The 25,068-nt window shown below is 65.4% G+C and carries 20 protein-coding genes; 5 read left to right on the top strand and 15 right to left on the bottom strand.

Features of this window, described 5'->3' with window-relative positions:
* Window positions 1-478: 478 nt before the first annotated feature.
* The 7 genes from FHS00_RS15095 to FHS00_RS15065 form a co-directional block, all read right to left on the bottom strand.
* Window positions 479-5,638 carry an ATP-binding protein gene (locus tag FHS00_RS15095; RefSeq protein ID WP_183474918.1) on the bottom strand — a complete coding sequence of 1,720 codons (5,160 nt, stop codon included), beginning with the start codon at window positions 5,636-5,638 and terminating at the stop codon, window positions 479-481.
* 529 nt (window positions 5,639-6,167) lie between these two features.
* Entirely contained in the window at window positions 6,168-7,205 is a 1,038-nt protein-coding gene (locus FHS00_RS15090) for a DUF475 domain-containing protein (protein ID WP_221188860.1), read from the bottom strand.
* Window positions 7,206-7,248: 43 nt separating this feature from the next.
* Window positions 7,249-8,868, bottom strand: coding sequence for an ABC transporter ATP-binding protein (locus tag FHS00_RS15085; RefSeq protein ID WP_183474917.1), 1,620 nt, complete (start codon window positions 8,866-8,868; stop codon window positions 7,249-7,251).
* Window positions 8,861-9,799 carry an ABC transporter permease gene (locus tag FHS00_RS15080; protein WP_183474916.1) on the bottom strand — a complete coding sequence of 313 codons (939 nt, stop codon included), beginning with the start codon at window positions 9,797-9,799 and terminating at the stop codon, window positions 8,861-8,863. The genes FHS00_RS15085 and FHS00_RS15080 overlap by 8 nt, the downstream gene beginning before the upstream one ends.
* Window positions 9,800-9,812: 13 nt before the next feature.
* Window positions 9,813-10,727, bottom strand: coding sequence for an ABC transporter permease (locus FHS00_RS15075; protein ID WP_183474915.1), 915 nt, complete (start codon window positions 10,725-10,727; stop codon window positions 9,813-9,815).
* Window positions 10,728-10,782: 55 nt separating this feature from the next.
* Window positions 10,783-12,288 carry an ABC transporter substrate-binding protein gene (locus FHS00_RS15070; RefSeq protein WP_183474914.1) on the bottom strand — a complete coding sequence of 502 codons (1,506 nt, stop codon included), beginning with the start codon at window positions 12,286-12,288 and terminating at the stop codon, window positions 10,783-10,785.
* 31 nt (window positions 12,289-12,319) lie between these two features.
* Window positions 12,320-13,234 carry a DMT family transporter gene (locus FHS00_RS15065; RefSeq protein WP_183474913.1) on the bottom strand — a complete coding sequence of 305 codons (915 nt, stop codon included), beginning with the start codon at window positions 13,232-13,234 and terminating at the stop codon, window positions 12,320-12,322.
* A gap of 229 nt (window positions 13,235-13,463) precedes the next feature.
* Between FHS00_RS15065 and FHS00_RS15060 the strand changes: the two genes are divergently transcribed.
* Both FHS00_RS15060 and FHS00_RS15055 read left to right on the top strand, forming a co-directional pair.
* On the top strand, window positions 13,464-14,633 hold the full coding sequence (locus FHS00_RS15060; RefSeq protein ID WP_183474912.1) for a sialidase family protein: 1,170 nt from the start codon (window positions 13,464-13,466) through the stop codon (window positions 14,631-14,633).
* Between the two features lie 42 nt (window positions 14,634-14,675).
* Complete coding sequence (locus FHS00_RS15055) at window positions 14,676-15,800, top strand: iron-containing alcohol dehydrogenase (protein ID WP_183474911.1); 1,125 nt, start codon at window positions 14,676-14,678, stop codon at window positions 15,798-15,800.
* A 21-nt stretch (window positions 15,801-15,821) separates the two neighbouring features.
* Here FHS00_RS15055 and FHS00_RS15050 read toward each other — a convergent pair whose 3' ends face one another.
* Window positions 15,822-16,562 carry a FadR/GntR family transcriptional regulator gene (locus FHS00_RS15050; RefSeq protein ID WP_183474910.1) on the bottom strand — a complete coding sequence of 247 codons (741 nt, stop codon included), beginning with the start codon at window positions 16,560-16,562 and terminating at the stop codon, window positions 15,822-15,824.
* Window positions 16,559-17,611: a four-carbon acid sugar kinase family protein gene (locus FHS00_RS15045; protein ID WP_183474909.1), complete on the bottom strand. Its 1,053-nt coding sequence runs from the start codon at window positions 17,609-17,611 to the stop codon at window positions 16,559-16,561. Before FHS00_RS15045 ends, FHS00_RS15050 begins: the two co-directional genes overlap by 4 nt.
* Window positions 17,612-17,778: 167 nt before the next feature.
* Between FHS00_RS15045 and pdxA the strand changes: the two genes are divergently transcribed.
* On the top strand, window positions 17,779-18,765 hold the full coding sequence (gene pdxA, locus FHS00_RS15040) for a 4-hydroxythreonine-4-phosphate dehydrogenase PdxA (protein WP_183474908.1): 987 nt from the start codon (window positions 17,779-17,781) through the stop codon (window positions 18,763-18,765).
* A complete protein-coding gene (locus FHS00_RS15035; RefSeq protein WP_183474907.1) occupies window positions 18,762-19,646 on the top strand; it encodes a dihydrodipicolinate synthase family protein in 885 nt (294 codons plus the stop codon). Before pdxA ends, FHS00_RS15035 begins: the two co-directional genes overlap by 4 nt.
* A 185-nt stretch (window positions 19,647-19,831) precedes the next feature.
* Here FHS00_RS15035 and FHS00_RS15030 read toward each other — a convergent pair whose 3' ends face one another.
* The 6 genes from FHS00_RS15030 to FHS00_RS15010 all read right to left on the bottom strand — a co-directional run bounded on the left by FHS00_RS15030 (window position 19,832) and on the right by FHS00_RS15010 (window position 23,236).
* Window positions 19,832-20,047, bottom strand: coding sequence for a hypothetical protein (locus FHS00_RS15030; protein ID WP_183474906.1), 216 nt, complete (start codon window positions 20,045-20,047; stop codon window positions 19,832-19,834).
* 437 nt (window positions 20,048-20,484) lie between these two features.
* Window positions 20,485-20,910 (bottom strand): HIRAN domain-containing protein, encoded by a 426-nt coding sequence (locus FHS00_RS17990; protein WP_425486049.1) that lies wholly within the window; start codon window positions 20,908-20,910, stop codon window positions 20,485-20,487.
* Window positions 20,876-21,112 carry a hypothetical protein gene (locus FHS00_RS15025; RefSeq protein WP_183474905.1) on the bottom strand — a complete coding sequence of 79 codons (237 nt, stop codon included), beginning with the start codon at window positions 21,110-21,112 and terminating at the stop codon, window positions 20,876-20,878. Before FHS00_RS15025 ends, FHS00_RS17990 begins: the two co-directional genes overlap by 35 nt.
* Before the next feature lie 238 nt (window positions 21,113-21,350).
* The gene (locus tag FHS00_RS15020) at window positions 21,351-22,253 is read right to left on the bottom strand and encodes an AEC family transporter (RefSeq protein ID WP_183474904.1); all 903 of its coding nucleotides are present in this window, start codon (window positions 22,251-22,253) and stop codon (window positions 21,351-21,353) included.
* A 393-nt stretch (window positions 22,254-22,646) separates the two neighbouring features.
* Window positions 22,647-22,973 carry a type II toxin-antitoxin system RelE/ParE family toxin gene (locus FHS00_RS15015; protein ID WP_183474903.1) on the bottom strand — a complete coding sequence of 109 codons (327 nt, stop codon included), beginning with the start codon at window positions 22,971-22,973 and terminating at the stop codon, window positions 22,647-22,649.
* Window positions 22,970-23,236: a type II toxin-antitoxin system ParD family antitoxin gene (locus tag FHS00_RS15010; protein ID WP_183474902.1), complete on the bottom strand. Its 267-nt coding sequence runs from the start codon at window positions 23,234-23,236 to the stop codon at window positions 22,970-22,972. The genes FHS00_RS15015 and FHS00_RS15010 overlap by 4 nt, the downstream gene beginning before the upstream one ends.
* A gap of 161 nt (window positions 23,237-23,397) precedes the next feature.
* On the opposite strand from FHS00_RS15010, the gene FHS00_RS15005 reads away from it, so the two are divergent.
* A complete protein-coding gene (locus FHS00_RS15005; protein ID WP_183474901.1) occupies window positions 23,398-24,609 on the top strand; it encodes a HipA domain-containing protein in 1,212 nt (403 codons plus the stop codon).
* Window positions 24,610-25,068: the final 459 nt, after the last annotated feature.

The following is a 25,068-nucleotide window of genomic DNA, read 5'->3' as shown; positions in this document are numbered from 1 at the left end:
CCCATCCCATGCTCGGTCTCTCTGCCTGTGCTCGGTGCAGGCGAGAGTGACACTTCTGCATTGCTCATGGGTGACACTTTAGCTTTGCTGCTACACGCAGTTCGCACGTGTAATGCTCATTATGTAAGAAAGAAGGAACTTCGGCTCCAACCGGACCTTCATGGACGATGCAGCAAAAGCCAAGATTCAGCCCTTCCACGACGTTCGAGTATGGCGCAGCATTGATCGATGCTCAGGGCACGAAGGGCGGATTCCGGTCGCTCGCTGCGGTGTCGACGGACGGCCGCTTTGGGGCCGAGAGGATAATGGCAGCCACCGTTGCCCAATCGACCAAAGCGGACTTAGTCACCCGACTGTCACTCGGCGTCAGCATGCTACTTTGCGCCCAACCCGATCCTGGAAGAGATGGACAAACTCTCTGAGGTGAGCCCGACGATCTTGTCCTACCCCTGATGAGGGGTGTGCCCCGCCCCAAGCCTCAGCCAGGCTTGCCACGCACGGGCGCGACCGCCTGGGCTTCGGCCGCCGCTGTAACGCGCCGCTCCAGATCATGCGCCTCGGCGACACCAACCGCCACCAACCGGCCCAACACCCGATCGATCCGCGTGCGCGCCGGGTGCCCAGGTTCGAGCAATCCCGGATCTTCGACAACGCACGCCTCAAACCATTGCATGACGCGGCCGCCGACGCCCACCGCGATCCACAACTCCGGTAACGCCGTGCGACCGAACCAAGCTTCGACTGCGTCCAACAGAAAACCAAGATGGCGCGAGCGCGGCGCGACCAGCAGCAGGTTCATCGTGCAGCGCGCGACGAACACCGTTGGCCCCCCAGGCAACATTGGGCGGAGTATAGGCAGAAACGGATCAACCCGGTCGAACACGGTCGGCAATAGATAGCTGCGCGTCCCGGTGATCGGCGCATAGGTGTTGAACAGCATTTGCCCGATGACGCCACCGCTTTCCAGGTCGATCCGAGCTTTGCCTGGGTCGCGGATGCTCTGCCACTGGCTAAGCGTCATCAGCCGCGTGACAAGCTTTTCGCGGAGCGCCACCGGTCGTTCCGGCGCGCGGCTGGTGTGGTTGAAGTAGAGCACGTCAGCGGCGTGCTGGACCGTCTGCGCGACCTCGGCAAACGGTGCGTCGGGCAGGTCGGTCACGAACGGCAGATCGGCGGCGAACGCCGCATCGTCTCCGTCGAGCAGCCGCTCGGCATACAACGCGTAATATTGCGAATTCCAGTCAGTAGACTCGCGGCTGATCTCGGCATCGGCCGCATGGCCCAGCCCATTCATGCGGCCTGTCCATTCAGCATAAGCCGAGACGATCTCCTGCCGCCAGCCGATCGCGTTCGCAGGCGCCAACTGGATGATTGCCAGCCAACGGGCCCCCGCCTGGTGATCGGTGTGAAGGAATTCTGCCGAAGGGTCGATCGCCGTCTCCAGCCCGCCATCGGCCTCGAACTCTTCGGGCGTGACTGGTCCCGGCAACCGAATTCGTCTGGCCGTGCGCAGGCTCGGTCGCTCCTCGGGCCATGTGGGCCAATCCGGTTCCACGCCGCCATCAAGCCAAGCAAGCTCGCTCGCAACCGCTGCGTCGGTCTGGGTGGCACGCTCCGCTTCGAACGCAGCCTGCGGCGCCTCGTCTTCCGGTTCGTAGCTCTTCCAACGATATGTCATGCTGGAGAAGGCCGCCCGCATCATCGCCTTGAAGAGACGCGGCTCGGTCTCCAAGATGCGTGGGACAGCCGCTGCTACCGCGGTGGCTGCCACCCGATCCTGGCGTGTCGCAAGCGCGATCAGCGCATCGCGATCCGCGGTTTTCCTCAGCCGCGCCCAGAGATGGATCAGTGCGAGGATCGCGATCGCCGGGCGGTTGTAGAGCAGAGTATCGCGCGACCCGCCGCCGCAATCAGATTCCTCCTCGAGCGCGATCCCGATCACTTTCCGCACCCAAGCTTCTTGCGCTGCCAGCAGCGCGTCGTCACCGTCGCGCGCGACCAGTAGCGCCGTCGTTATTAGCCGCGTCGCGCGTGACTTGAGCACGTCGGTATCGCTGCCGTCGGGCACCCCGCCCTCGGCATAGGTGACGGCGTCGCTTGCGGTTTCAGCTGTCGCATAAGTCCCGCCATCGACCGCCATCGAAATGCGCGCTTCCATCTCGCTCGCCTTAACCGACACATCGCGCTTGGCTTCGAGCGCCGCGAAATGCGCGGCCTCCTCCGGCGGCGACCGGTATTCGAGGTAGCCGTCTTCTCGCTTGAACCAGTTCGCCATGGTGAGGACGTTGAGTGCATGGCGGCCGACGAACTCAGGGTCGCTCAACGTCGCATGCGCAGCATAAGGCTCGAGCGTCTCGACCGCCGTCGCGAGAGCTGTCCGCAACGCATTGCCGACCGGCTCGTCGACCAGAAAGTTTGGCAAGGTGTCGATCAGCGAATAGCCGCGCGAGGGTCGTGCTTTCAGATCGGCCATGCACACCGGACCCTTCGGCTCGTCCCTCAATCTCAGCGCATCCAGCTCCGACCCCATCTGGTCATGAATCTGCCGGGTGCGATCGTTGGCAAGGAGCTTCGGGCTCGCGAGAAACGGTGCGAGCGCTACGCGCGCGACACTGCCGTGCGACAGCAGCACATCGATCGCGATGAGAAGATAGGTAGCCGCGCTGCCTTCCGGGCCCAATATGTCGGCGAGCACGGCCTCGACCGGATCGCCGTCATCGAGCCGCTTCTGGCTCCATGCCTCGAGCGCGAGCAGCCCGGAAGCGACCGCATATTCGTTGCCGCGACCTCGCGACCAGCCATAGGTCCAACCCCAGGGGAATAGACGCGGCCCCTCGCCAAAGTCGACGGTGATGACGTCTTCGTCTGGCTCGCGCCCATCGGTGTGGAATGCTATCGCTTCATCGACCAGTCCCCGAATCAGCCCCAATCCTTCGGCCGGTGCCGCGTTCAGCAGGTCGAGAAACGGCGGCTGCGCGGGCGATGGCGGCAGATAGTCGCTATCGGCAAAGCTAAAGGCGTCCCGCATCACGCGGTCCCTTCGAGCCCGCCCGCGAGTATTCTCGCTCAAGCTCGCTTGGACCATCACCGCCAGTTCGGCTGGCGCGACGGGAGCGATCACGCTCGAAAACTGGCGCAATTCCTTCATCTTGTGATGGTCGCCGTCGCCCGTGATTGCGGTGAGATAGGCCTTGAGGGCATCGGGCGCGAAGGACCCGAGCAGCATCGCCATTTGCCGGAGCTTTTTGATCGTCTGCCGCGCGTCGCCTGACCAGCGCGCGTGTCCCTCAATCCCGGGGATCGTGACCGGCATGTTGCGCAGATCGAGCTGGCACAGCCAGTCGAACAGTAGCCGCGCCGTTCGCTCGGCAAGCGACGGGAGCATCTTGAGGAAGAAGATTTGTATCTCGACCAGCTCGACCACGGCGTCGATCGCCGACATTGGCACTTCGGCGGCGTGATCATGTATCCAGCGCAGCACCAGGACCGACGATCCCGTCACGTCGGTCCGAAACGAGCGCGGGAGGTTGACCTTCGATCCATCGGGCAATGTGATGATGTCGGCTGCCGCCTGCGTCTCGACCGCGACGAAAGTCGTTGACAGCTCGGTCAAGAGTGCCCCGCCCTCTGCGAGCAGCGAGGCGCTCGACTTTTCGAGCAGATCGGTCGCGACTTCGGACCTGACCAACGCGAGGATCGCTTGTCGGCGCCAAGAACTGTGCGCGCTCGGAGGCGACAGGTGCGCGAGCAGATCGTGCCAAGCACTCGCATCCTTGCCAGTCTCGAGCACGAGCCGCGCGGCGATCTCGATACCGCGGGCGACGCGCGGCGACACGGGTCCGCCCAGGTTGAACCCTGCAAGGCGGGACGGGTCTTCGGCGAGGTAATTCCCGATCGCCCAGTCGCGCAGCACGTCGTGATCGAAATCGAGCCGGTCGGGCCTGACCTCGCGGAGCGACTGAGCACCGAGCAGATGGTTTCGCGCGGACGAATCCTCGTCGAGATCGATTCCGGCGTCGCCCTTGAGCGCGGCGGTTGCCAGCGCCTTGAGGATTCGCTGCGCTGCACGCACTTCGGCCGTCGGTGCGCCATCGGCGCTGATCCACCAAAGCTGCGCGAGCCCGGCCTCAGTCCTTACCGAAGCGGCGCTCGGTTCGCGCAGCAGTCGCGACAAACGGTAGAGATTGCGCGCGAGTTGCGCTGCGGGATGGCCGACATCGAGCAGCATCCGCAACTCGGGCGCCTGATCGGTCAGGATCGCGACTTCCTCGTCCGATAGCGCTCCGACCTCGACCGCGTGCATCCCACCCAGCTCGGTCGAGATCCGGTCGTCGAGCCATGGAATGGCGCTCCTGGCGCCGGTCCGCCGCGCGGTCGCGATCACCTTGAAGCCGGGAATGGCGCAGACGGCCCGCAGCAGCTCGCTGATCGTGCGCTGGCGCCCCGCATCGTCGACCATGTCGATACCATCGAGGAAGAGGTATGCGCCGCCGCTCACGGCCAGATCAGTCAAGAAAGCGTTGGCGGTTCCGGGAATGCCGAGTGCGCTGGCCAAAGACAGCCAGCCGCCTGGCGGCGTCGCCTCACGGTCGAGGAAGATGATCGGAGCGCGCGCGGCGACCCGCTCGGCATAGTTGCGCAGCACCCAGGATTTGCCGACGCCGGTATCGCCGTGCACGACGATGAAGCGCTGCGTCTCGGCAGCATCGTCGAGCGCCGCGACCGCTGCCAGCCGCGGCAGCATCACGCCCGCGACGCTCGTCCCGATATGCGAGAGCGTGTTTTGCGCGAGCTCGGCGAGCCGCTCGCGGGTCGGGCCGTATTCGCGTTCGCCAGCCAGCTTGAAATCGGCCTCGGCGAGGTTGGTTTTGAGTGCAGCGGTATTGATCTCGCCGCCCCGCGTGCCGGTCTGGATCGAGAGATCGACGAGGCGGCTCCACAATGCCTCGGCGCGCGCGACCTCCTCGTCCGCCAGCGCCATCCGCGCGAGCGCCAAGCCGTAGGTGCGAGCGATTGGCGCGCTCGCCTCGAAATCGAATTCGAGGATCAATATCCGGCGCAGCAGTCGCCAGATCGTCTCATTTTCGTCGGCGACGCCGCCTGCGGCAAGATGCTCGCGCGTCGTCTCGACGAACTTGCGCATGTCATCGTTCGCCACGCCCGTGGCCTTCAGACGGGTGAAAAACTCGTCCGCTGTTGCCGCGCCGCGCGCCCAGCCCAGCACGTCTTGATATGCACCCGATATCTTGCGGCTGGTCCGCTGCGTGGCAATCCCGAACAGATGGCGCTCCGCCGGGACGCCCCCGATCGTGCTGCTGGCTATCTGTAGTGCGACATCCTTGTAGACCGGGTCCTTCGGCGAGAACTGGATATCGCGCTTCGACTGGATTTCGAGTAGCGTATCACCGCTGGCGCCGACGCCCATGACGATGAGGTCGTCGAGCTTGAACCCTTGCTCAACGCCTTGGAAGCGCACGCTCGTGACGCGCGCGGACGGCAGCCCCGGCGCCCGGTTGCCGGTCAGAAGCGCGAGCAGATATAAAGCCCCAAGCTCGCCCTCAATGTAGGCGCCTGCCGCGCCGCGCGATGCCGGGCTTGAGCCATGTTCAGTGTCGGAGCTATTTTCTGCTTCTGCCATCCCACTGATGTGCAAACGATCGCCCGCGTGGTCAAGCGAAACGGGCGTTCGCGGGGACCCGGTTGAATTGACGCGGACCGATTGTTAACTGGCCTACCTTCTATCTCAATTCATGTCGGCGCGACCAGACATCGTCAACTTTGATGTTTTCGCACCAACAGCCGCGCTTCCAATAGTAGTCGGTTCAGTGCGTTCGAACGAATTGCGGCTTTTGGAATCGGCTGTGGCGGCCTGGAATGACCGGCTTGGGGTGCGAAGCGGACGTTGCCTTTGAGGATGTCGAGTGTCCGCTTCAGGCCGGTAGCGTCCGAACCTGCCGCTCAAAGGCCACGACTTTGAAAAGTCGGCTTCCTGCGCATTTCGATCGTTCGTGACCATTGCAGCGAATGGCTGTTTTCTTCGGCTGGCGCAGCTCTTGGCTTTCGAGAGATGACACCCGTTGCCGGAAACCCGTCCTGGGCTTCCGCCAACGGGTATCGAACTCGCCCGGCTAATGCATGTGGGCCTCCCTGCACTGAGATCTCGTTCTCTATGGCGTCAGGCGCCGATTGAACCTGACCGAAGACAGCAGCGATAGCCCGATGATCATCGCGCCGAGCAGCCCCGTAATCACCTCTGGCACATGGACAAGGCTCTGCGCGAACATGATCACCGCCAGCGCGAGGATCGAGTAGAACGCGCCATGCTCGAGGTAGCGGAATTGGCTCAGGGTCCGCTTCTCAACGAGCATGATGGTCATCGAGCGCACATACATCGCCCCGATCCCGAGCCCGATGGCGATCAGGAACAGGTTCTGGGTCAGGGCAAAGGCGCCGATGACCCCGTCGAAGGAGAAGCTGGCGTCGAGCACCTCGAGATAGAGGAAGGCGCCGAGGCCCCCGGCGCGCGCGGCGCTCTGCATTTCGCTCTCGGCGTCGAGCACGTGGCTCAGCGTTTCGACCAGCATGAACACCACAAGGCCCATGATCGCCGATTTGAAGAACACCGCCTGCTCGGCCGGGACCAGCGCCAGCCCGAAGCCCAGCACCACCGCGAGCACCAGCCCGTAGGTCACGCCCTTGATCGTGCCCATCCGGCGCAGCCGGTGCTCGATTCCACGCAGCCAGTCGATCTCCTTGGCCTCGTCCATGAAGAAGCTTAGTGCCACCATCATCAGGAAGGTGCCGCCGAAGGCCGCGATCGACAGGTGGCTCTCATTCATCAGCCGCGCATAGGTGTCGGGCTCGGTCGCCGCGAGGCGTACCGCCTCGAAGGGTCCAACACGCGCCGCGACCGCCACCACGGCGAGCGGAAAGACGATCCGCATGCCGAACACCGCGATCAGGATGCCCCATGTCAGGAAGCGCTGACGCCAGACAGGGCTCATGTCACGCAGCTTGTTGGCGTTGACGATCGCGTTGTCGAACGAGAGCGAGATCTCCAGAACCGCCAGCACGGCACCCACCAGCAGGAAGGACAGCGCACCCCCGAGGCTGCCCTCGTAGCGTAGCCCGAGCCAGAAGGCGGCCACGAGGCCGACGATCGTCACCAGAAACGACCAGCGGAAATAGCGCAGCATCTCGGTCATGGGGGTCCTTGCTGTCTCGGGAGAAATGTCTTCGGGGATCGGATCAGGCCTGCAGCGCGAGGCGCTCGGCGCGGCGGCGGGCCTGCACCTCCGGGTCGGGGTCAAGCCCGGCGGCCAGCAGGCGCTGGGTATAGGGCTCGCGCGGGGCGTCGAAGATCTGACGCACGCTGCCCTGCTCGACGATCTCGCCCTTCTGCATCACCAACACCCGGTCAGCGAAGTCGCGCACCACCGGCAGGTCGTGGGCGATGAACACGAAGGCGATGCCGAGCTCGTCACGCAGACGTCCGAGCAGCTGGATCACCTGCGCCTGGATCGACACGTCGAGCGCGCTCACCGCCTCGTCGCAGATGATCAACTCGGGCTCGAGCGCCAGCGCCCGGGCGATGGCAATGCGCTGCCGCTGGCCGCCAGAGAACTGGTGCGGGTAGCGGTCGGCATGCTCGGGCTTGAGGCCCACCTGCTCCAACAGTTCCTGCACCCTCCCCCGCCAGCGAGATTTTGGCAGAACGTCCCGGTGGATCGCCCAAGCCTCGGAGATGATTTCATAGACCGACATGCGGGGGTTGAGCGACTGGGTCGGGTCCTGAAACACCATCTGCAGCTGCCGCCGTACCTTCGCCATCTCGCGCGGGGTCTTGGTCAGCAGATCCTCGCCTTTCCACAGCGCCTGGCCGCCGCTGGCCTCTTCAAGTCGAAGCACCAGCCGCGCCACGGTCGACTTGCCGGAACCGCTCTCGCCCACAACGGCAAGGCATTCACCCGGCATCACGTCGAACTCGGCGCCCTTCAGCGCGGTGAAGCTGCCATATTCCTTGCGTAGACCGCGGCAGGACAAAAGCGGCGTCACCGGCGCCCGGTCGGCCCGCATTTCGCCGCGCCCGGGGGCCGCCGAAATCAGTTTGCGCGTATAGGGATGGGTGGCGTTGTGATAGAGGTCGTACGGCGTGCCAGCCTCGACGATGCGGCCGCCTTCCATCACCACCGCCCGGTCGGCAATCTCGGCCACCACGCCGAGATCGTGGGTGATCAGTAACAGCCCCATTCCGGTCTCGCGCTGCAGCTCCCCGAGCAGCGACAGAACCTCGGCCTGCACCGTCACGTCGAGCGCGGTGGTCGGCTCATCGGCGATCAGAATGTCGGGCTTGAGCGCCAGCGCCATCGCGATCATCAATCGCTGCCGCTGCCCGCCCGAGAACTGGTGTGGATATTTGCGCATTGCCGCATCGGGATCGGGGATGCCGACCCGTGCGATCAGCTCACGCGCCCGTGCCCGCGCCTCCTGCGCCGGGGTGCCATGCGCCGTCGCGGTCTCGGCGATTTGCCAGCCGACCGGGTAGACCGGGTTCAGATGACTCAGGGGGTCCTGGAAGATCATCGCGATGCGGCGGCCATTGATCTCTCGCCGCGCCTCCTCATTGAGCGTGAGCAGGTCACGTCCCTCGAACAGGATCTGGCCCGAGGTGATCTCGCCGGGCGGGCAGTCGATCAGGTTCATCACCGCCGAGGCCGAAACCGACTTGCCCGAGCCGCTTTCGCCGAGGATCGCCAGCGTCTCACCGCGGTCGAGGTGCCACGACACCCCCTGCACCGCCTGCACCAGGCCGCGCGCGGTGTGGAAGCGCACCGAGAGGTCGCGCAGTTCGAGAAGGTGCTCAGCCATTGCGCTTGCCTCCGATTTCGAGCCGCCAGCGCTGGGTCGGGTCGAGCGCGACCCGCATCCAGCCCGAGAGCAGGTTGAGGGACATGGTAGTCAGGATGATCGCGAGGCCTGGCCAGAAAGCCAGCCACCAGGCCGAGGTCAGGTATTGCCGGCCCTGGCTCACCATCAGGCCCCAGGTGATCTCGGGCGCCTGGATGCCGATGCCGAGGAAGGACAGCGCGCTCTCGGCCAGCATCACGAAGGCGAAGTCGAGGGTGGCGATGGTCAGCAGCGTCGGCAGGATCACCGGCAGGATGTGCCGGAACACGATCCGCGGCGTCGAGGCCCCCATCACGATCGCCGCCTGTACGAACATCCGTTCGCGCACCTCGAGCACCTCGGCGCGGGTGGTCCGCAGGTAGATCGGGATCCGGGTGATCGCCAGCACCAGCACGAGATTGGCGACCGAGGGCGCCAGCATGTAGAGCACGATCACCGCCAGCAGCAGCGACGGGAAGGACATGATCACGTCGGCCAGTCGCATGATCACCTCGCCGGTCCAGCCGCCGCGATAGCCGGCGACCAGCCCGAGAGTGGTGCCGATGATCATCGAGCAGGCGACCGCCCCGGCGGCGATCAGCAGGGTGTTCTGCGCGGCGACCACGATCCGGGCCAGCAGTGGCCGACCGAGCGCGTCGCCGCCCAGCACGTATAGCCAGCCGCGCGACAGATCGAAGGGCGGTGCGTTGCGCGCCCGCAGGTTCTGGCCCCCTGCGGCATCGCCCATGAGCCATGGCCCGACAAGGGCGCAGCCGATCATGGCCAGCAGCAGTAGCGCGGCAGCGAATGCGAACTTGTCGGCCCAGAGCATCGAGGCGAGGCGCAGCAGGGCGGGACGCTCTCTCATCGCGGCAGGCTTCGGGGGGACGGGAACGGTCGTGGTGTCGGACATGTCGCGCGCTCCTTCAGGTGCGGATGCGCGGATCGAGCAGCGCGTATGCGATGTCGATCAGCAGGTTCATGACGAAGATGGCCAACGCCGTGACCATGATCGCTGCGAGGATCACGTTGAAGTCGCGCTGCAGGATCGAGTCGATCATCAGCTTGCCGACGCCTGGGAACCCGAAGATGGTCTCGACCACCACGGCGCCGTTCAAAAGCGCGGCGGCCTGGTCGCCGATCACGGTGATCACCGGCAGCATGGCGTTGCGCAGCGTGTGCACGAAGATGATCGGCCGGTTGCGCACGCCCTTGGCACGGGCGGTCTTCACATAGGCCGAGCCGAGTGCTGTGAGCATCGCGCCGCGCACCACCTGGACGATTAGCCCGAAGGGGCGGATGAACAGCACCGCGATCGGCAGGATCCAGTGCCAGACCGTGCCGGTGCCCGAGGTTGGGACCCAGCCCAGCCCCACCGAGAAGACGACGATGGCGACGATGGCGATCCAGAAATCCGGCGCCGAGGCGCCGATCAACGACAGCATCGAGGCCAGCCGGTCGAACAGTGATCCGACGCGGAATGCCGCCAGCGAGCCGAGCACGACAGCGGCCAAGGTGACGAGCGTCATGGTGATCAGGGCCAGTTGCAGTGTCCACGCGAAGCCCTCGAGCACCACCTCGATTGCCGGTCGCGCCTTGCGGATGCTCTCGCCGAAATCGAGCACCGCCAGGTCACCGATGTAACGGCCGAATTGGACCAGCAGCGGGTCGTTCAGCCCATGAATCTCGCGAAAGTTCTGACGCATCTCCTCCGAGGCGTCGATCGGCAGATAGAGGGCCGCCGGATCGCCGGTCAATCGCGACAGGAAGAAGACGAGCACCACGAGCCCGACCAGCGAAATCAGGCTCGAGACGGCGCGTTTTCCAATCATCCGCTGCATGGCGGTCCTCCCTTGGAATTGGCCCGTGCGCCTTGCAGCGCACGGGCCGTCTGGCTCACTTCAGGCCGATTTCGGCCAGCTGAAGCTGGCTGTTGGTGGCGATGGTCGGCTCGAACTCGACCTCGGGGCCGACCCGAGCGAAGCCTACCATGTGGAACAGCAGGACGTCGGCCACCACCTCGTCGTGGAGGTAGGCGAAGAGCTCGGACCAGAGCTGCTCCCGCTCGTCGCCGGTCGCGGCGGTGGCCGCGGCGATCAGTTCGTCCGCACGCGCGTCGGCGATGCCGGACTGGCGGCCTTCCGAGTCGTACTTGAAGAACATCGAGAAGACCGGGTCACCGCGCGAGTTGTCGTGCTGCGCACCGACCAGGATCGGCCCGCGATCGTCGACATAGGGCTTGGAGTAGTACTGCTCGTGCTCGGCCACCTCGACCATCTGCAGCCGGATGTTGAAGCCGGCCTCGGACAGCATCGCCTGCAGCGCCTCGTAGAGTTCGGTGGCGCCCGGGAAGTTGCCGGTGCGGCCGACCAGTAGGATTTCGCTATCGACCGGCACGCCGTCAGCCTTGGCCTCTTCGAGCAGGGCCCGCGCCCGCTCGAGATCGTAGGGCGGCGGGGTGATCTCGGAGTTCCAGCCGATGGTGGTCGGCGGCACGATCGCGGTGGCGATCTCGGTGCCCTCGGCGAGAATGGTGCCGATGAAGGCCTCGCGGTCCACCGCCAGGTTCAGCGCCTGCCGCACCCGGATGTCGTCGAGCGGCGCGACCGAATGGTCGATGCGCAGATAGGTGGTCTCCGAGTTCGGGTAGGGCTTGTCCATCGCCGGGTCGGTCGCCTCGATCGCCGAGATCGAGGGCGCGATGTCGGCCTCGCCCGCCTGCACCATCGCCGCGCGTACCGCTTCGTCAGTGCGGAAGAGATAGTTGGCGCCGGTCACCTCGGGCTGCTCGCCCCAATAGTCGTCGCGGCGCTCGAGCCGGATGTTCTGGCCCGGGTTCCACTCGGCCAGCGCATAGGGCCCGGTGCCGATCGGCTCGCGGGTGAACTCCATCGGCGTTTCAGAGGGCACGATGGTCAGCAGCGACAGCATCAGCGGCAGGATCGGCTGTGCCGGCTCGGTGCGGAAGTCGATGGTATGGGCGTCGACCACGGTGGGCGTGATCTCGATCCCCTCGTAGTAACGGGAGATCTCGCAGGTGATCTCGGGGCTCTGCGCCCGCTCGAAGCTGTGTTTCACATCCTCGGCGTCGAAAGCCGATCCGTCCGAGAAGGCGACGCCCTGGCGCAGGTTGAAGCGCCATGTGTTGTCATCGACCTGCTCCCAGCTCTCGGCGAGACGCGGCATCACGCCGCCGTCGCCGCGCACGTCGAGCTCGGTCAGAGTCTCAGAGATGTTCTGCAGCACAATGCGGCCAATATTGGAGCGGGTTGCCATGCAGGGCTCGACCAGGTCGACCTCCTCGCCCAGCACAATGGTGACGTCCCGCCCTTCCTGCGCCAGGCCGGGCACGGCTGCGGCGCTGGCCAGTAGCAGGCCGGTGATCAGCGATCTTGGTGTCATGTTCTCTCCTCCCATGAAGAATTGTGGCGGGTTACTTGCCTTGCGCCGGCAACCGCGCCCGATGCGTTCTCAGTCGTCCGCCGGCGGTGACCACGAGGGTGCCGCTCAGGATGACCGCTGCTCCGATCCAGGTCGCGGGACCGGGGCTTTCGCCGAAAGCCAGGTATCCAATTGCAGCAACCATCGGTAGTCGCAGGAAATCCACCGGCGCCAGCAGCGATGCGTCGGCCAATCCGAAGGCGCGCGTCATCAGGGCCATGTTGGCCGCGCCCAGCACGCCTTGCAGTGCCAGCAGACCCAACACTTCGGGCGACGGCGTGGTCCAGACCATGGCGGCCGGAATGGCCGCGAGCGGTACCGTTACCACCAGGTTCCAGGCGACCAGCGTGCCCGTGTCGTCATGCGCCGACATCGCTTTCAGCATCAGCTGCGCCACCGCGATTAGTGCCGCCCCGGCCAGGGCGAAGAGCAGCGCCGGCGACACCGCGTCGCTCCCCGGCGCGATCAGGATCAGCGCCCCGGTGAAACCGGTGGCGATCCCGACGATCCGCAGCGCGTCCAGCCGTTCGCCGAGCCAGATCCAGGCGCCCAGGGTCAAAAACAGCGGTGCGGTGAACATCACCGCCGTCGCATCCGCCAACTCCGCGCTTGCGAAGGCGGCATAGAAAGCCACCAGCGACAACAGCTTGATCACCGCCCGCAGCAGGTGCAGCGCGCGATAGCGGGAAAGGCCGAGACCGCCTCGGCCGATGATCCAGGGCGCCAGGAAGCCAACGCCGAATGCGCTGCGGAAGAATCCGATGGCAAAGGGGTGCATCTCGTCCGCCACGGCGCGCACCAGTGCTGCGTCGGCCGCTGCCAATGCCGCCGCGCTGGCCGCCATGCCCACTGCCGCGCCGGCTGCGATGCCGCCCGAACTGGTGATGTCTGCCGCGTGATCCTGCATGAGTCCCTCAACGCCAATGTCTGGCATATTGGTAAAGTTGCAACCTCGTGTCAAACGGGATTATCAAGAGGCAGTCATTCCCAGAAAGAAACTCCTATAATGCATTGTTAAACAGAGCAAAAACATGGAGCGCAGCGCTGTGTGGTAATAGCGCGGCAAACTATTCAACTTGACAAGTGGATCTGATGGACCCCATTTCAGGGCCAAATGCAGGCCCGGAGGAGACAAGATGACACCTGACGAGATTGCGGCCCGGATGACCGGGGCCCTGCAGCCCCGCGCGGGCGGCGCCGAAGCGATCCTGCCCTCGCCCATGGTGCAGAATCATGCCGCCTTTCTTGCCCGCCTGCCAGACGGGGCGCTGGCCTGTGCCTGGTTTGGCGGCTCGTTGGAGGGCAAATCCGATATCTCGGTCCATGCCGCGATCCTCGATGAGGGGGCGAGGAGCTGGGGTCCTGCCAGCCAGCTCACGGACGACCCGGACCGCTCCGAGCAGAATCCAGTGATCTTCTGCGCGCCGGGGGGCGAGATCTGGCTGTTCAACACGGCCCAGCCCGCCGGCAACCAGGACGAGGCCCGGGTCTTCGTTCGGCCGCTGCGGCGCGAGGGCAACCGCCTGGTCTCAGGGTCGGCGCGCGACACCGGGCTGCCGCCTGGCACCTTCATCCGTGCGGCCCCCGTGATCCGCGACGACGGCGCCTGGCTGCTGCCGCTGTTCCTGTGCAACGCCCGCCCCGGCATCCGCTGGACCGGCGCCCACGATACCGCCGCCGTCGCGGTCAGCACTGATGGAGGCGACAGCTGGCGCGTCGAGCCGGTGCCGGATTCTGTGGGCTCGGTCCACATGACGCCCGTGCCGCTTGGCAGCGACGATCTTGCTGCCTTCTACCGTCGCCGTCAGGCCGATGCCGTCCATCGCTCGGAAAGCCGCGACGGCGGGCGCAGCTGGAGCACCCCTGCTCCCACCGACCTGCCCAACAACAACAGCTCGATCGCCGCCGCGGCGCTGCATGACGGGCGGGTGGCGCTGCTGTGCAACCCGGTCTCTGCCGCAATGTCGGACTCGCGCCGCGCCTCGCTCTACGACGAACTCGATGCCGCCGATGACCGCCCCGAGGCGCAGGATGGCTGTCGCCCGATCTGGGGCGTCGAGCGGGCGCCGCTGACGCTGTGCCTCTCGGCCGATGGTGGCCGGAGCTTCCCGGTGCGGCATGTGGTCGAGGACGGCCCAGGCACCTGCCTGTCGAACGACTCGCTCGATGGCCGCAACAAGGAGCTGTCCTACCCGGCGCTGTTGCCGCGCCCCGATGGCGGCCTCGACATCGCCTTCACCCTGCATCGTCGCGCGATCAAGCATGTCCGGCTCGACGCCGGCACGATTGCCGCGCTCACCCAGTGACCCACCGCGCCATGGGCGCGGCCGAATGAAAGGAATGCCGTCATGAACGGGATGGACAGGCCGATTACCCTCTTCCAGCCGCGCCAGCTCGAAATCGGCGCAGGCGCCAGCGGCAAGCTTGGCGATTGGGCGGCGGACGCAGAGCGCGTCCTCGTGATCGCCAGCGGCCCCACCGCGGGCTATGTCGAACGGCTTAGCCTGCCCGGTGCGCTGCGTGTCATCGATGACGTCCCGCCAGAACCCGACCTGCCCGCCTTCGAGGCGGTGCTCGAGGTGGCGCGGGCGCATCGCCCCGATCTCGTGGTCGGCCTCGGCGGTGGTTCGGTGCTCGATGTGGCCAAGCTTGTGGCGGCGCTGTGGGACGGCGAGCAGGATCTGCGCGCGGTGGCGGGCCCGAACAAGGTCGCCGGACGTCGTAGCCGCCTCGCGCAGGTGCCGACCACCGCAGGCACCGGCTCCGAGGCCGGCATCCGCGCGCTGGTCACCGACCCTGAGACCAAGGCCAAGATTGCGGTGGAAAGCCCGCACCTGCTGGCCGACATCGCGATTCTGGACCCTGAGCTGACCCATTCGGTGCCTCCGGCGGTGACCGCCGCGACCGGGATCGATGCCATGGCGCATTGCGTCGAGGCCTTCACCAACATCCGGGCCCACGACCTGGTCGATGGCTATGCCCGGCTCGGCATCGGGCTGGTCGGGCGCTACCTCGCCCGAGCGGTGGCCGACGGCACCGACACCGAAGCGCGCGCCGGGATGATGCTGGCATCCTATTACGGCGGGATTTGCCTCGGTCCGGTCAACACCGCCGCAGGCCATGCGCTGGCCTATCCACTCGGCACCCGGCTTGGGCTGCCGCACGGTCTCGCCAACGCCATCATCTTTCCGCATGTGCTGGCTTTCAATCAGCCGGTGCGCCCCGAGAAAACCGCCGAAGTGGCCGAAGCGCTTGGCTTGGAGGGCCGCGGTCGCCCGACCCGGCTCCTCGATGCAGCACACGGGTTCTGCCAGAGGCTTGGCGTCGAGATGCGCCTGTCGGCCCACGGAGCGAAGCGCGACGCGCTGGCCGAATGGGCGGAAGAGGCCCATGCGATCCGACGGCTGATGGACAACAACCCGCGCGAGATGTCGGTGGCGCAGGTCCAGGAGATCTACGAGGCCGCCCTGTAGGGCGGCCGTCGACCTCAAGGCTCAGAGGGACAGGTCGAGCGTGCCGCCGCCGAACAACCGGTCGCGCGAATGGGTGACATGCAGCCGCATCGCCTCACGCGCGGCCTCCGGGTTGCGGTCGCGCACCGCGTCGCAGATCGCCTTGTGCTCGGCAAAGACCTCCTCCAGCGCCCAGGCGCCATCGGACATCAGCGACTCGCCGTGCAGTTTCATCCCGACATGGATGTGGTCGCGGAGCGCCTTCAGCGTCTCTTCGTAGTAGCGGTTGTTCGAAGCCTTCGCGATGGCAAGGTGAAACGCGAAATCGGCGTCCTCGCGGTGCAGCCGAGAGCCGGTGGCATCGGAGAGAAGATGCAGCGCGCGCTCCATCTCGTCGAGTGCCGCTGCGTTGCGCCGCTGCGCCGCCAGAGCCACGGCGTCGGTCTCGATGGTCAGGCGGAATTCGTAGCAGCGCTGGATGTCGGCAATGGTCTCGACCGGGGTGTAACCGAGCGCCGGCTCGCGCTTGACCCGGACGAAATTGCCCGCCCCCTGCCGCGAATAGATCAGCCCCTCCTCGCGCAGCTGCTCGAGCGCCAGCCGTAGCACGGGACGCGAGACGCCGAACTGGACCGACAGTTCCTTTTCCGCGGGTAGCTTCTCGTTGGGGCCGTAGTCCCCGCGCATGATGCGCGAATGCAGGGATTCATGCACCTTTTCAGCCAGAGACGGACGCCCGCGCGGGCCGCTGCGGCCCGCTTCCACCCCGTTAACATCCGTCATAGCCCGTCTCCGTCGCATGTCTCGCGCAGCCCGTCCGCAATTTCGCGCAACAGGCCGGGGCCACCGAAGCCGCCCGATTTCGTCAGAAGCCGAACCGGCCCCCACGGTGCCTCAATCCGACACAGCGGCACCCCGGGTCGAAACTCCGCCAGGACTTCTACGGTATCGATGCCCAGTCGGTCCAGAAGCTGGTTGGCCGTCTCACCCCCTGTCACCAACAGGCTGGCCGGACGCCGGTGAGTCAATTCCAGCGCCAGTCCATCTGCGAAGCGGCCCCCGACAGTCGCACCATCCAGCCCGCCGCCGCCCTCGCTGATCGTCACCACGGCGAGGCGGCCTTCAGGAATGTTCGTCCGGAGCCGGCCATCCGGCGCCTCGATGACGGGTCCCAGCTCGCGGAGTTGCGCAAGTTGCGCCAGCGTCACCGGGTCGCGCGAGCCGCTCGCGATTACCAGGGGCGCTTCCAGCGCTGGCGGGACCTTGTTCGGGCCCCTTGCATCCTTCCGGGCCAACGCCGCTGCGAGGCCGCGCGCGCCCACCCACAGCGCCGGCTCCCGCCGGGCCGCGACGACGCTGTCCAAGGCATCCTGTTCCAGCGCATCCGGCGCCTCGACGGGGTGCCCGAACCGGTCGGCGATCGCGATCGGCTCGGCGATGCCGTCTCCGCTGAGAGTGCCGTCTCGCTGAATTCGCCCCATGTCCGGGATCGCCGGGATTGCGATGATCGGCCAATCCGGCAGCGCGCGTGCCAAAGCCGCCGTCTCAATGGCGACGTTGCCCTTGAGCCGTGAATCCACTTTCTTCATCACCACCGGTAAGGGCGCGGGGTCGAGCATGCGTAGAACCTCATCGATCTGCGCGGCGGCGGCCTCGACCGGGATCTCCCGGCTTTGCGTGTTTATGGCCACGACGTCCGGCGCCTCTCGCAGCACATCCGGCAAGGCAGTCAGACGGCGCGCCACCAGGACACGGCGATCGGGTCCTGCGAATGCCACCGCAGAGTCGAGCGCTCCGGTCAGATCGTCTGCAATGATCAGGCAGTGCGGCATACGGCTCCTCGATTTACATTACATATTTACATACCAATCGATGCCCCTCAAGGCCGTAGTTTGTTGAGAAACCGATTATCATGGAAGGGTGTTCTTCTGACATGTTGCAAACTGGTAATCTGCGCGCTACGAACTGACTCGACAGCATCTGGCCAATGGAGACGGCGATGACCCGACCGATCGTAATCACGATGGGCGACCCTTCCGGGGTTGGCGCAGAGGTAACCGTCAAGGCCCTGGCCGACCGCCCGGAAGCACTGCGTCGGTCGACCATCGTCGTCGGCGACCGCGACACGCTTCAGCGCGCGGTCGGGATCTGCGGCCTCGGCCTTCCGATTGTAGAGCCTGGCTCGACCGAGGACGGCATTCGTGTTGCGCATGTTCCGATCAAAGGCCTGCCGGGACGGTTCGGCGTCCTCGACCCGGCCTGCGGCGAGGCTGCCTTTCGCTACATCGAGCGGGCAGTGCGAATGGCCGAGGCCGGCGAGGCCGCTTGCATTGTCACGGCGCCAATCAACAAGGAGGCGCTGAACGCGGCCGGGCATCACTATGACGGTCATACTGGCATGCTCGCGCACCTCACCGGATCTAAATCCTCCTGGATGCTGCTGGCCTCCGAGCGGCTCAGCGTGGTGCATGTCTCGACCCATGTCTCCCTCAAGGACGCGATCGGCCGCGCCACCACCGAGCGGGTGCTCGAGACCATCCGCACGGGGCACCGGCATTTGCGTCGCATGGGGATCGAGGCGCCGCGCATCGCGGTCGCCGGCATCAACCCGCATTGCGGCGAGAACGGCCTGTTCGGCCGCGAGGACGACGACGCCATCGCACCGGCGGTGGCACAGGCCCGGGCCGAGGGGATCGACGTGCAGGGCCCGATCTCGGCCGACACGGTTTACCATCGCGCCTATCAGGGCGGGTTCGATCTTGTCGTGGCGCAGTATCACGATCAGGGCCACATCCCGATCAAACTCGTGGCCTTCGACACTGCGGTCAACGTTTCGCTCGGGCTTCCGATCGACCGCTGCTCGGTCGACCATGGCACCGCCTTCGATATCGCCGGCACCGGACGGGCCAACCATGGCAACATGCTGTCGGCGCTGGATTACGCGGCGCGGATGACCGGCGCCGCCCGCGCGGAGGAAGCGGCATGACGAAGACCCGCCACGCCTATGTCGCGCTCGTCACCTGCTTCCGCGACGACGAGACAATCGATTTCGCGGCCACGCGCGCCCAGGTGCGCCGGCAGGTTGCCGCCGGCAACAACATCATGTGCGCCGGCACCAATGGCGACTTCACCGCGCTGACTTTCGACGAGAAAGTCAGGCTCTGCGCCGAGGTGGTCGACGAGGTCGCCGGCCGCGCCCGGGTGATCGTCAACGCCGGCACCCCCGCCACCTTCGAGACCACGCTCCTGGCGCGCGAGGTCGACCGGATCGGCGTCGATGGCATCGCTGTCATCACGCCCTACTTCATCGCCTGTACCCAGGACGGTCTGGTGCGGCATTTCTCGACCGTGGCCGATGCCGTGCAGACCCCGGTATATCTCTACGACATCCCGGCCCGCACCCAGAACCACATCGAGCCTGACACTGCGCGGCAACTGGCCAAGCACGGCAACATCGCAGGAATCAAGGACTCCGGTGGCGCGCAACAGACGCTGGAGGAGTATCTTGCCGTGTCGCGCGAGCATCCGGGGTTCGAGGTCTATTCCGGCCCCGACCACCTCGTTCACTGGGCCCTCGCAGAAGGCGCGGCGGGGTGCATTTCGGGTCTGGGCAACGTGATGCCGGACACGCTGGCGAAGATCCTGACCGCTTTCAATGCAGGCGATGACGCGGCGGCAGAAGCGGCGCAGGAGCGCTTTTCTGCTTTTCGCAAAGATCTCTATGGGCTTGGCTACCCCCCGGCACTGGTGAAGCGTGCCCTGTGGCTGCGCGACCCATCGGTCGGCGCGAGCCGGCAGCCTGCCCTGCTGCCGGATGCCGAGCAGGACCGGCAGATCGCAAAAATACTGGAGCGCTACGGTCTGTAATGGGCGGCATGTCAGTCCTCAACTATCGTCGCCCTCGACGCTTTCACAGCTCCCGCCCCTCGAAAACAGAAGGCAGCGCCACGGACAGTTCAGCACCGTGATCGGCCAGACCCGATCGGCGCGGGGGCGGTCGAGGACGTCAATCGAAAGCGCAGCACGCGATGGCCTCCAGAGCCGTCCGGTCGTCAGCTTTCTTCCCTCATCTGCGAAGCCACCATGCATGCCAAGAGGGCATATTCAGGATTTGAACTGGCTTTTCCTGCGCTCGCTTCCAAGGCCAGAGCGACATAGAGGCGATCGCTCAGCGACAGATCGAGGGTTTCGGCGATACATTCGGCTACTTCAATCGCAGCTTCCCTGGTCGCAGTTTGATCGGCGGGTAATGGTCGGTCAGCGGTCATCCTTCATCTTGGCTCCAGCTTTGTCCCAAGGCGATAGCAGGCCCTAACGTCAGCAGGGTCATGGCAATCAGCGGGTCGCAGAGGCGCCAATGCAAGATCGCGGCCCCCAGGACAGGAAAGACGATCGCACCCGCGAAGACAACAGGTGGCCTGTAGGGCTGCGTCCGATGGCCTCGAAACAGAGGTTGCAAAGATAGATGGAAGCCTGTCACCAGGAGCGGCCCGATAGCCATCAAGGCGAACGGACATGTCATGCCGAGACCGCCCAGATAGACGATTATTCCTCCTACGGCGATGGAAGCCCCGGCAATAAATGCGACCCTGCCCGTTTCAATCATTTCCTCTGCGCCTCGCTGTCTGCACGAGGCCGTTTCGGATGCAGTTTGGAAGCATATTCGCTTGCATCTGCCGCCGATCAGTCGACGTAGCGGTGGCACTCAACGGACTTCCCCTTCCAGGGACCATTTCATGAAAACCTTGACCCGGGAATTCTGTTTCTCGCCAGTTCCAAGGTGCAGCCTGCCACCGCATATCTTCCCATCCGCGACCGCTCTCACAGTGCCGTTTGCCCTCATTGCGGCATGGAAGTCATCAGCCAAATGCCTCGGAAGGTATCCGATGGGCTGTCCCGATGCGGTAGCCTTCACTGCCTTGCGGTCGAGCCGGTTCGTGGGTTCGTGCTCGAAAATGACCTGGCATTCTGAATGGTGGCCATCTTCGGTTTTCGGAGCTGCCAGCCGGGATAAGGCCTTTTGGCAAGAAGCTTCGCCCACAACATAGTTCTTCAAACTTGAAGATCGGCGGCAGATCAGGGTTCTCGGCACTAGCTTATGCGTGAACAGGCGCGTGAGAGTTTTCAGCATGGAAATCCCAGCAGTAGGCCCCGTGCTTGATGAGCAGCACGAGGCGCTGTGTCTTGACGCTGATGGCGAAGAACGAGGTCATCATGTTGTGGTCGATTTCGCAGACGAAGAGCGCACCGCACGATGCCCGCGAGACCATGAGATGCCGAAGAGATGTCGGCAAGCCCCAATCCACCCAATCCACCGGGCCAGCTTCGATCACTGGAGTAGTTCCGACGCTCCTCGATCATCGCAAGCAGCATCGGCGCAGTGCCCCCTGAAACCACGGCATTTGATGCCTTCAAGTTGTTTTTGCAGCGTCGATGATCTTCTTTGGGTAAGGTCTGTGGATCGTCAAGTTTTGATCGGAGAATGTGGTGAAGGTTGTCTTATAAGCGCTTGTTGGCGTGATGGTGACCGGCCCGCAGGGGGCTTATGACGGCGAGGATGGGGCGCACCCCTCACCGCGTCCCGATGACCAGGAGCACGAGCGGCAAGGTCGCGATCACCGCCAGCGTCTGGGTCGTCACGATGCCGGCCATCAGGGTCGCGTCCCCGTTCATCTGGCGCGTCAGCGCATAGGCGGTCGGGGCTGTGGGCACCGCTGAGAACACGACGAGCACCATGATCTCGACCTCGGACAGTCCGAAGGCATGGCCCACCGCCCCGGCGAGGACCGGCATGGCGAGCAGCCGCGCCGCGCCGATGCCCGCCAAGGCAGCCCAATCCCCGCGCAGCGAAGTGGGCGTCAGGGCCGCGCCGACGCAGAGCAGCCCAAGCGGCAAGCTGGCCTGCCCCATCAGCGCCACGAAGTTGCCCGTCCCGAGCGGCAGGCCGATCCCGCTCAGCGCCAGCCCGAAGCCGCCGAGGCAGGCGAGGATCAGCGGGTTTCGCAGCACCGTGCGCGCCACGAGCGACAGCGACCCGCCCTTTTCGCCCAAGGCGAGGATCGACAGGAGGTTCACGAGCGGCACCGCGATGGCGAGGTAGATCGCCGCGCGCTCGATCGCCGGGGCGCCGGACAGCACCGCGAGGGTGGAAAGGCCGAGATAAGTGTTGAACCGGATCACGCCTTGCAGGACCGGGCCGAAGCGGGCGGCGGGCAGCGGGCGGACACGCGGTAACAGCGCCACGAAGCCCGCAGCGATCAGGATCGTTACAATCGCGGCCCCGCCCAGCCGAAGGAGACCGGGATCGTCCACGGGCGCTTCGGCGAGGCTGGAGACGAGCAGCGCCGGGAACAGCAGGAAGTAGTTCAGCCGATCCGCCATGGGCCAGAAGCCCGGCCCCGGAAATCCGCTGCGGACAAGGGCATGTCCGAGGCAGATCAGCGCGAAGATCGGCCAGATCGAGATCAGGAGCATGTCGGCCCCGTGTCCTGCGCCTGACGCCATGTCGGGCCGAAGGCGATGGCGCGGTGGGCCATCATCCGACCTGTGTTAGTGGCTGTCCAAGCAGCGTGGAAGGACCGGCTCGCCAGGATGGGCGCGGTAGTTTTCCGTCCTGCGGACGCACGACGGGGGCCACAGTATCGGCCGCTCCAAAAGCAGACATTCGCTTACCGCGCAGCATCGACTGATAGGACCTCGGAGCAGACGTTCGCGATGGTGGTCAGATCGCAGCTAGGAGCTGGTCGACCAGTCGCCGTCATCCGATTTTGCATAGGCCGCCTTCTGTGCAGTGCGGCCACCTATAAGCCGCGCAGTAAATGCGCCGTGTCTTAGCTTAGCCTGGTGTAGACACGCCTCGACCGCCGCTCACTGCCGCGCTTGGATCGCCGCGATACGCGCCGGCAGATCACAGCGTCCATGCAGAATGTCGATGATGACAAGTTCATCGGTCATGTTGATGAACACCAGGAAATGCTCCCCCGCCCGCGCATAGCGCAAGCCGATGTCGTCGTCGCGATTGAGAAGGTTCGAGCAATCGCGGCTGGCAGCCCGCCCGGCCGCCAGAGCGGCGCATCTGTCGAGCAGTTCGGTCTCGTAGATATCTGCCTGACGCGGCCCGAACGTCTCCAGCGTCCAAAGCGCTATGTCGACCAAGCTCTGTTCAGCGCGCGGCGTCAGCCGCCAGGCTTTCATCCTTCAGCGTGCCGCTGGCGGGCCTTCGCAAAAGCGCGGCGAACAGCCTGCTCTCCCGACCCGGGAGCGCGTTTGCCAGAAAGGGCCTCTTCGAGGCCAGCGCTGAGTTGAGCCTGCAGCGCAGCACTTTGACGCTCCTCGGCCTCCAGCAGCCGCAGTCCCGCGCGAAGGGCCTCGCTGGCGTTCTGATATCGGCCAGAGGCCACGAGGGTCTGAACATACTCGTCCTGCTGAGGCGTCAGCACGACATTCCGGGTGGCCATACGCATCTCTCCTCGGCAGCCATGTTGGCATAATATGCCAACCTTCAATTGGCGGCAACGGGTTCCCCCATATCGCCTTAGCCGCGGGTGTCGCCGTTCGGCCCGAACCGGGGTATTGCTGAGAAGGCGCCCACCCTGCGCCTGTTTGCGAAAGATCGATGGTGACCACCACGCGCATCCACGCGTTGTCCAAAGCCTCCTCGGCTTTCATCTGGGTCTGGCTGCCAAGCGAGACCCAGCCCGTACCTGCTGGACGGCTGCACCGTGGCACGGATGGTCGGCATGATTTCGGCTATATGTCGGACTACCTCGAGCGATCGAATGCCATCGCGCTCGGCCCTGACCTGCCCTTGGCGCGGGGAATGCGGTCCCTTTCAGGCACTAGTCTCACCGGGTCATTGCGTGATGCCCTGCCCGGCGCCTGGGGCCGGCGCGTCACGCGTGCCTTGCAACTCGGGCAGCACGATGCTGATGCGGGCGCGGATGAAATCGGCGACATCGCCTACGGGTTGCTTGCCGGCACCGACGGGATCGGCGCATTGTCCTTTCAGGCGTCGGCAACCAGCTTCGAGACACGGATCGCGCCCGGGGCAGAACTGGAAGCCCTTGCCGATGCTGCTCGTCGTATCGAACAGGGGCTGCCCTTGCCGGGGGATCTGGCTGAACCGCTCGTCCATGCCGTGGCAATTGGCGGGACATCCCCCAAGGCGCTTGTGAACATCGGGGGTCGGTCTTGCATCGCGAAGTTCGGCAAGAGCCGTGACCCGCATGATGCCCTTCGGGCGGAATACATGGGGCTCCGGCTTGCACAGCTGTGCCACATCGACGTTCCCCGTTTTGAGCTGCGATGCCTCGGGGACCGCCTGGTGTTGCTCGTCGAGCGCTTCGATCGCGGGGAGAACGGCGCCCGGCGGGCCATGGTGAGCGGGCAGACCCTCCTCGATCATATCAAGGCTCCGAGCTGCGAAGTATGCCATGGCAATGCCCTCGACGCCGCTGCCGAACGGTCGCGCGATCCGGACGCGATCCGCCGCGAGCTTTTCCGCCGAGCGGCTTTCGACAGTCTTCTAGGCCGAGACCCCGCTCCCGCCCCTAATCACGCCCTGTTCTGGACCGGCCAAGCCGCCGGACTCGTGCCCGTGTTGGGTCTGAAACTGCCGAATTGCAGTCCTCACGGTGTCCATGGGGCAACGGGACTTTGCGTATCGGACCGGGCCGCGCGCGTAACGCAGGTGCTGGATATGGCGCCGGACTTCGGCGTGGACCCCGCCGCGGCCGCCGTCATGCTGGACGGTCTTGTCGAGGGGATCAGGCAGCATCACGCGGCGGTCGCGTCCGAGGCCGAAGTGAGCCGGACCCGACCCGCTGCCTGATTGGCATGGCCATCGTCGCACTCTTACTTACTCGCTCGGACAAGAGCGCTCTCCCCGGCCCCCTGAAAAGCCCGCGGGCAGCGCCGATGTCTTGGAACGTCCCCGGCCTCACAGCGCTTAGGCGCTCCTCCGAGCGGGCTGCTGCAAGATGGGTGGCAAACACCCGCCCCCTCCTTTGCGAGAACCGAAGCGCTGCCACGCTCCGGTCCTCCCGGCTGGACACGGCAGGAGCGAGTAAGCCCACCCAGCCGATAAACAACGTGGAGCCGACGGACGCCCCGGCAATGCGCCGTGGTCAGTCCTTGCCGGCGCAGACGACACCTCATAGCTGTTAGGATGCCGGCCTGAGAGGTCAGAACCGTCCTCACCTGTTGCAGTACGACGTCGATCACGTCCTGGGAGCCGAGGGGCTGTATTCCTCCCCGGCCCCCCGGCTCTGTGACGCTCCAGGTTCCAAGG

Source organism: Limimaricola variabilis, from assembly GCF_014195545.1.
Lineage (GTDB): Bacteria > Pseudomonadota > Alphaproteobacteria > Rhodobacterales > Rhodobacteraceae > Limimaricola > Limimaricola variabilis.
The sequence above is the reverse complement of the archived record's forward strand: the minus strand, read 5'-3'. Positions and strand labels throughout refer to the sequence as shown.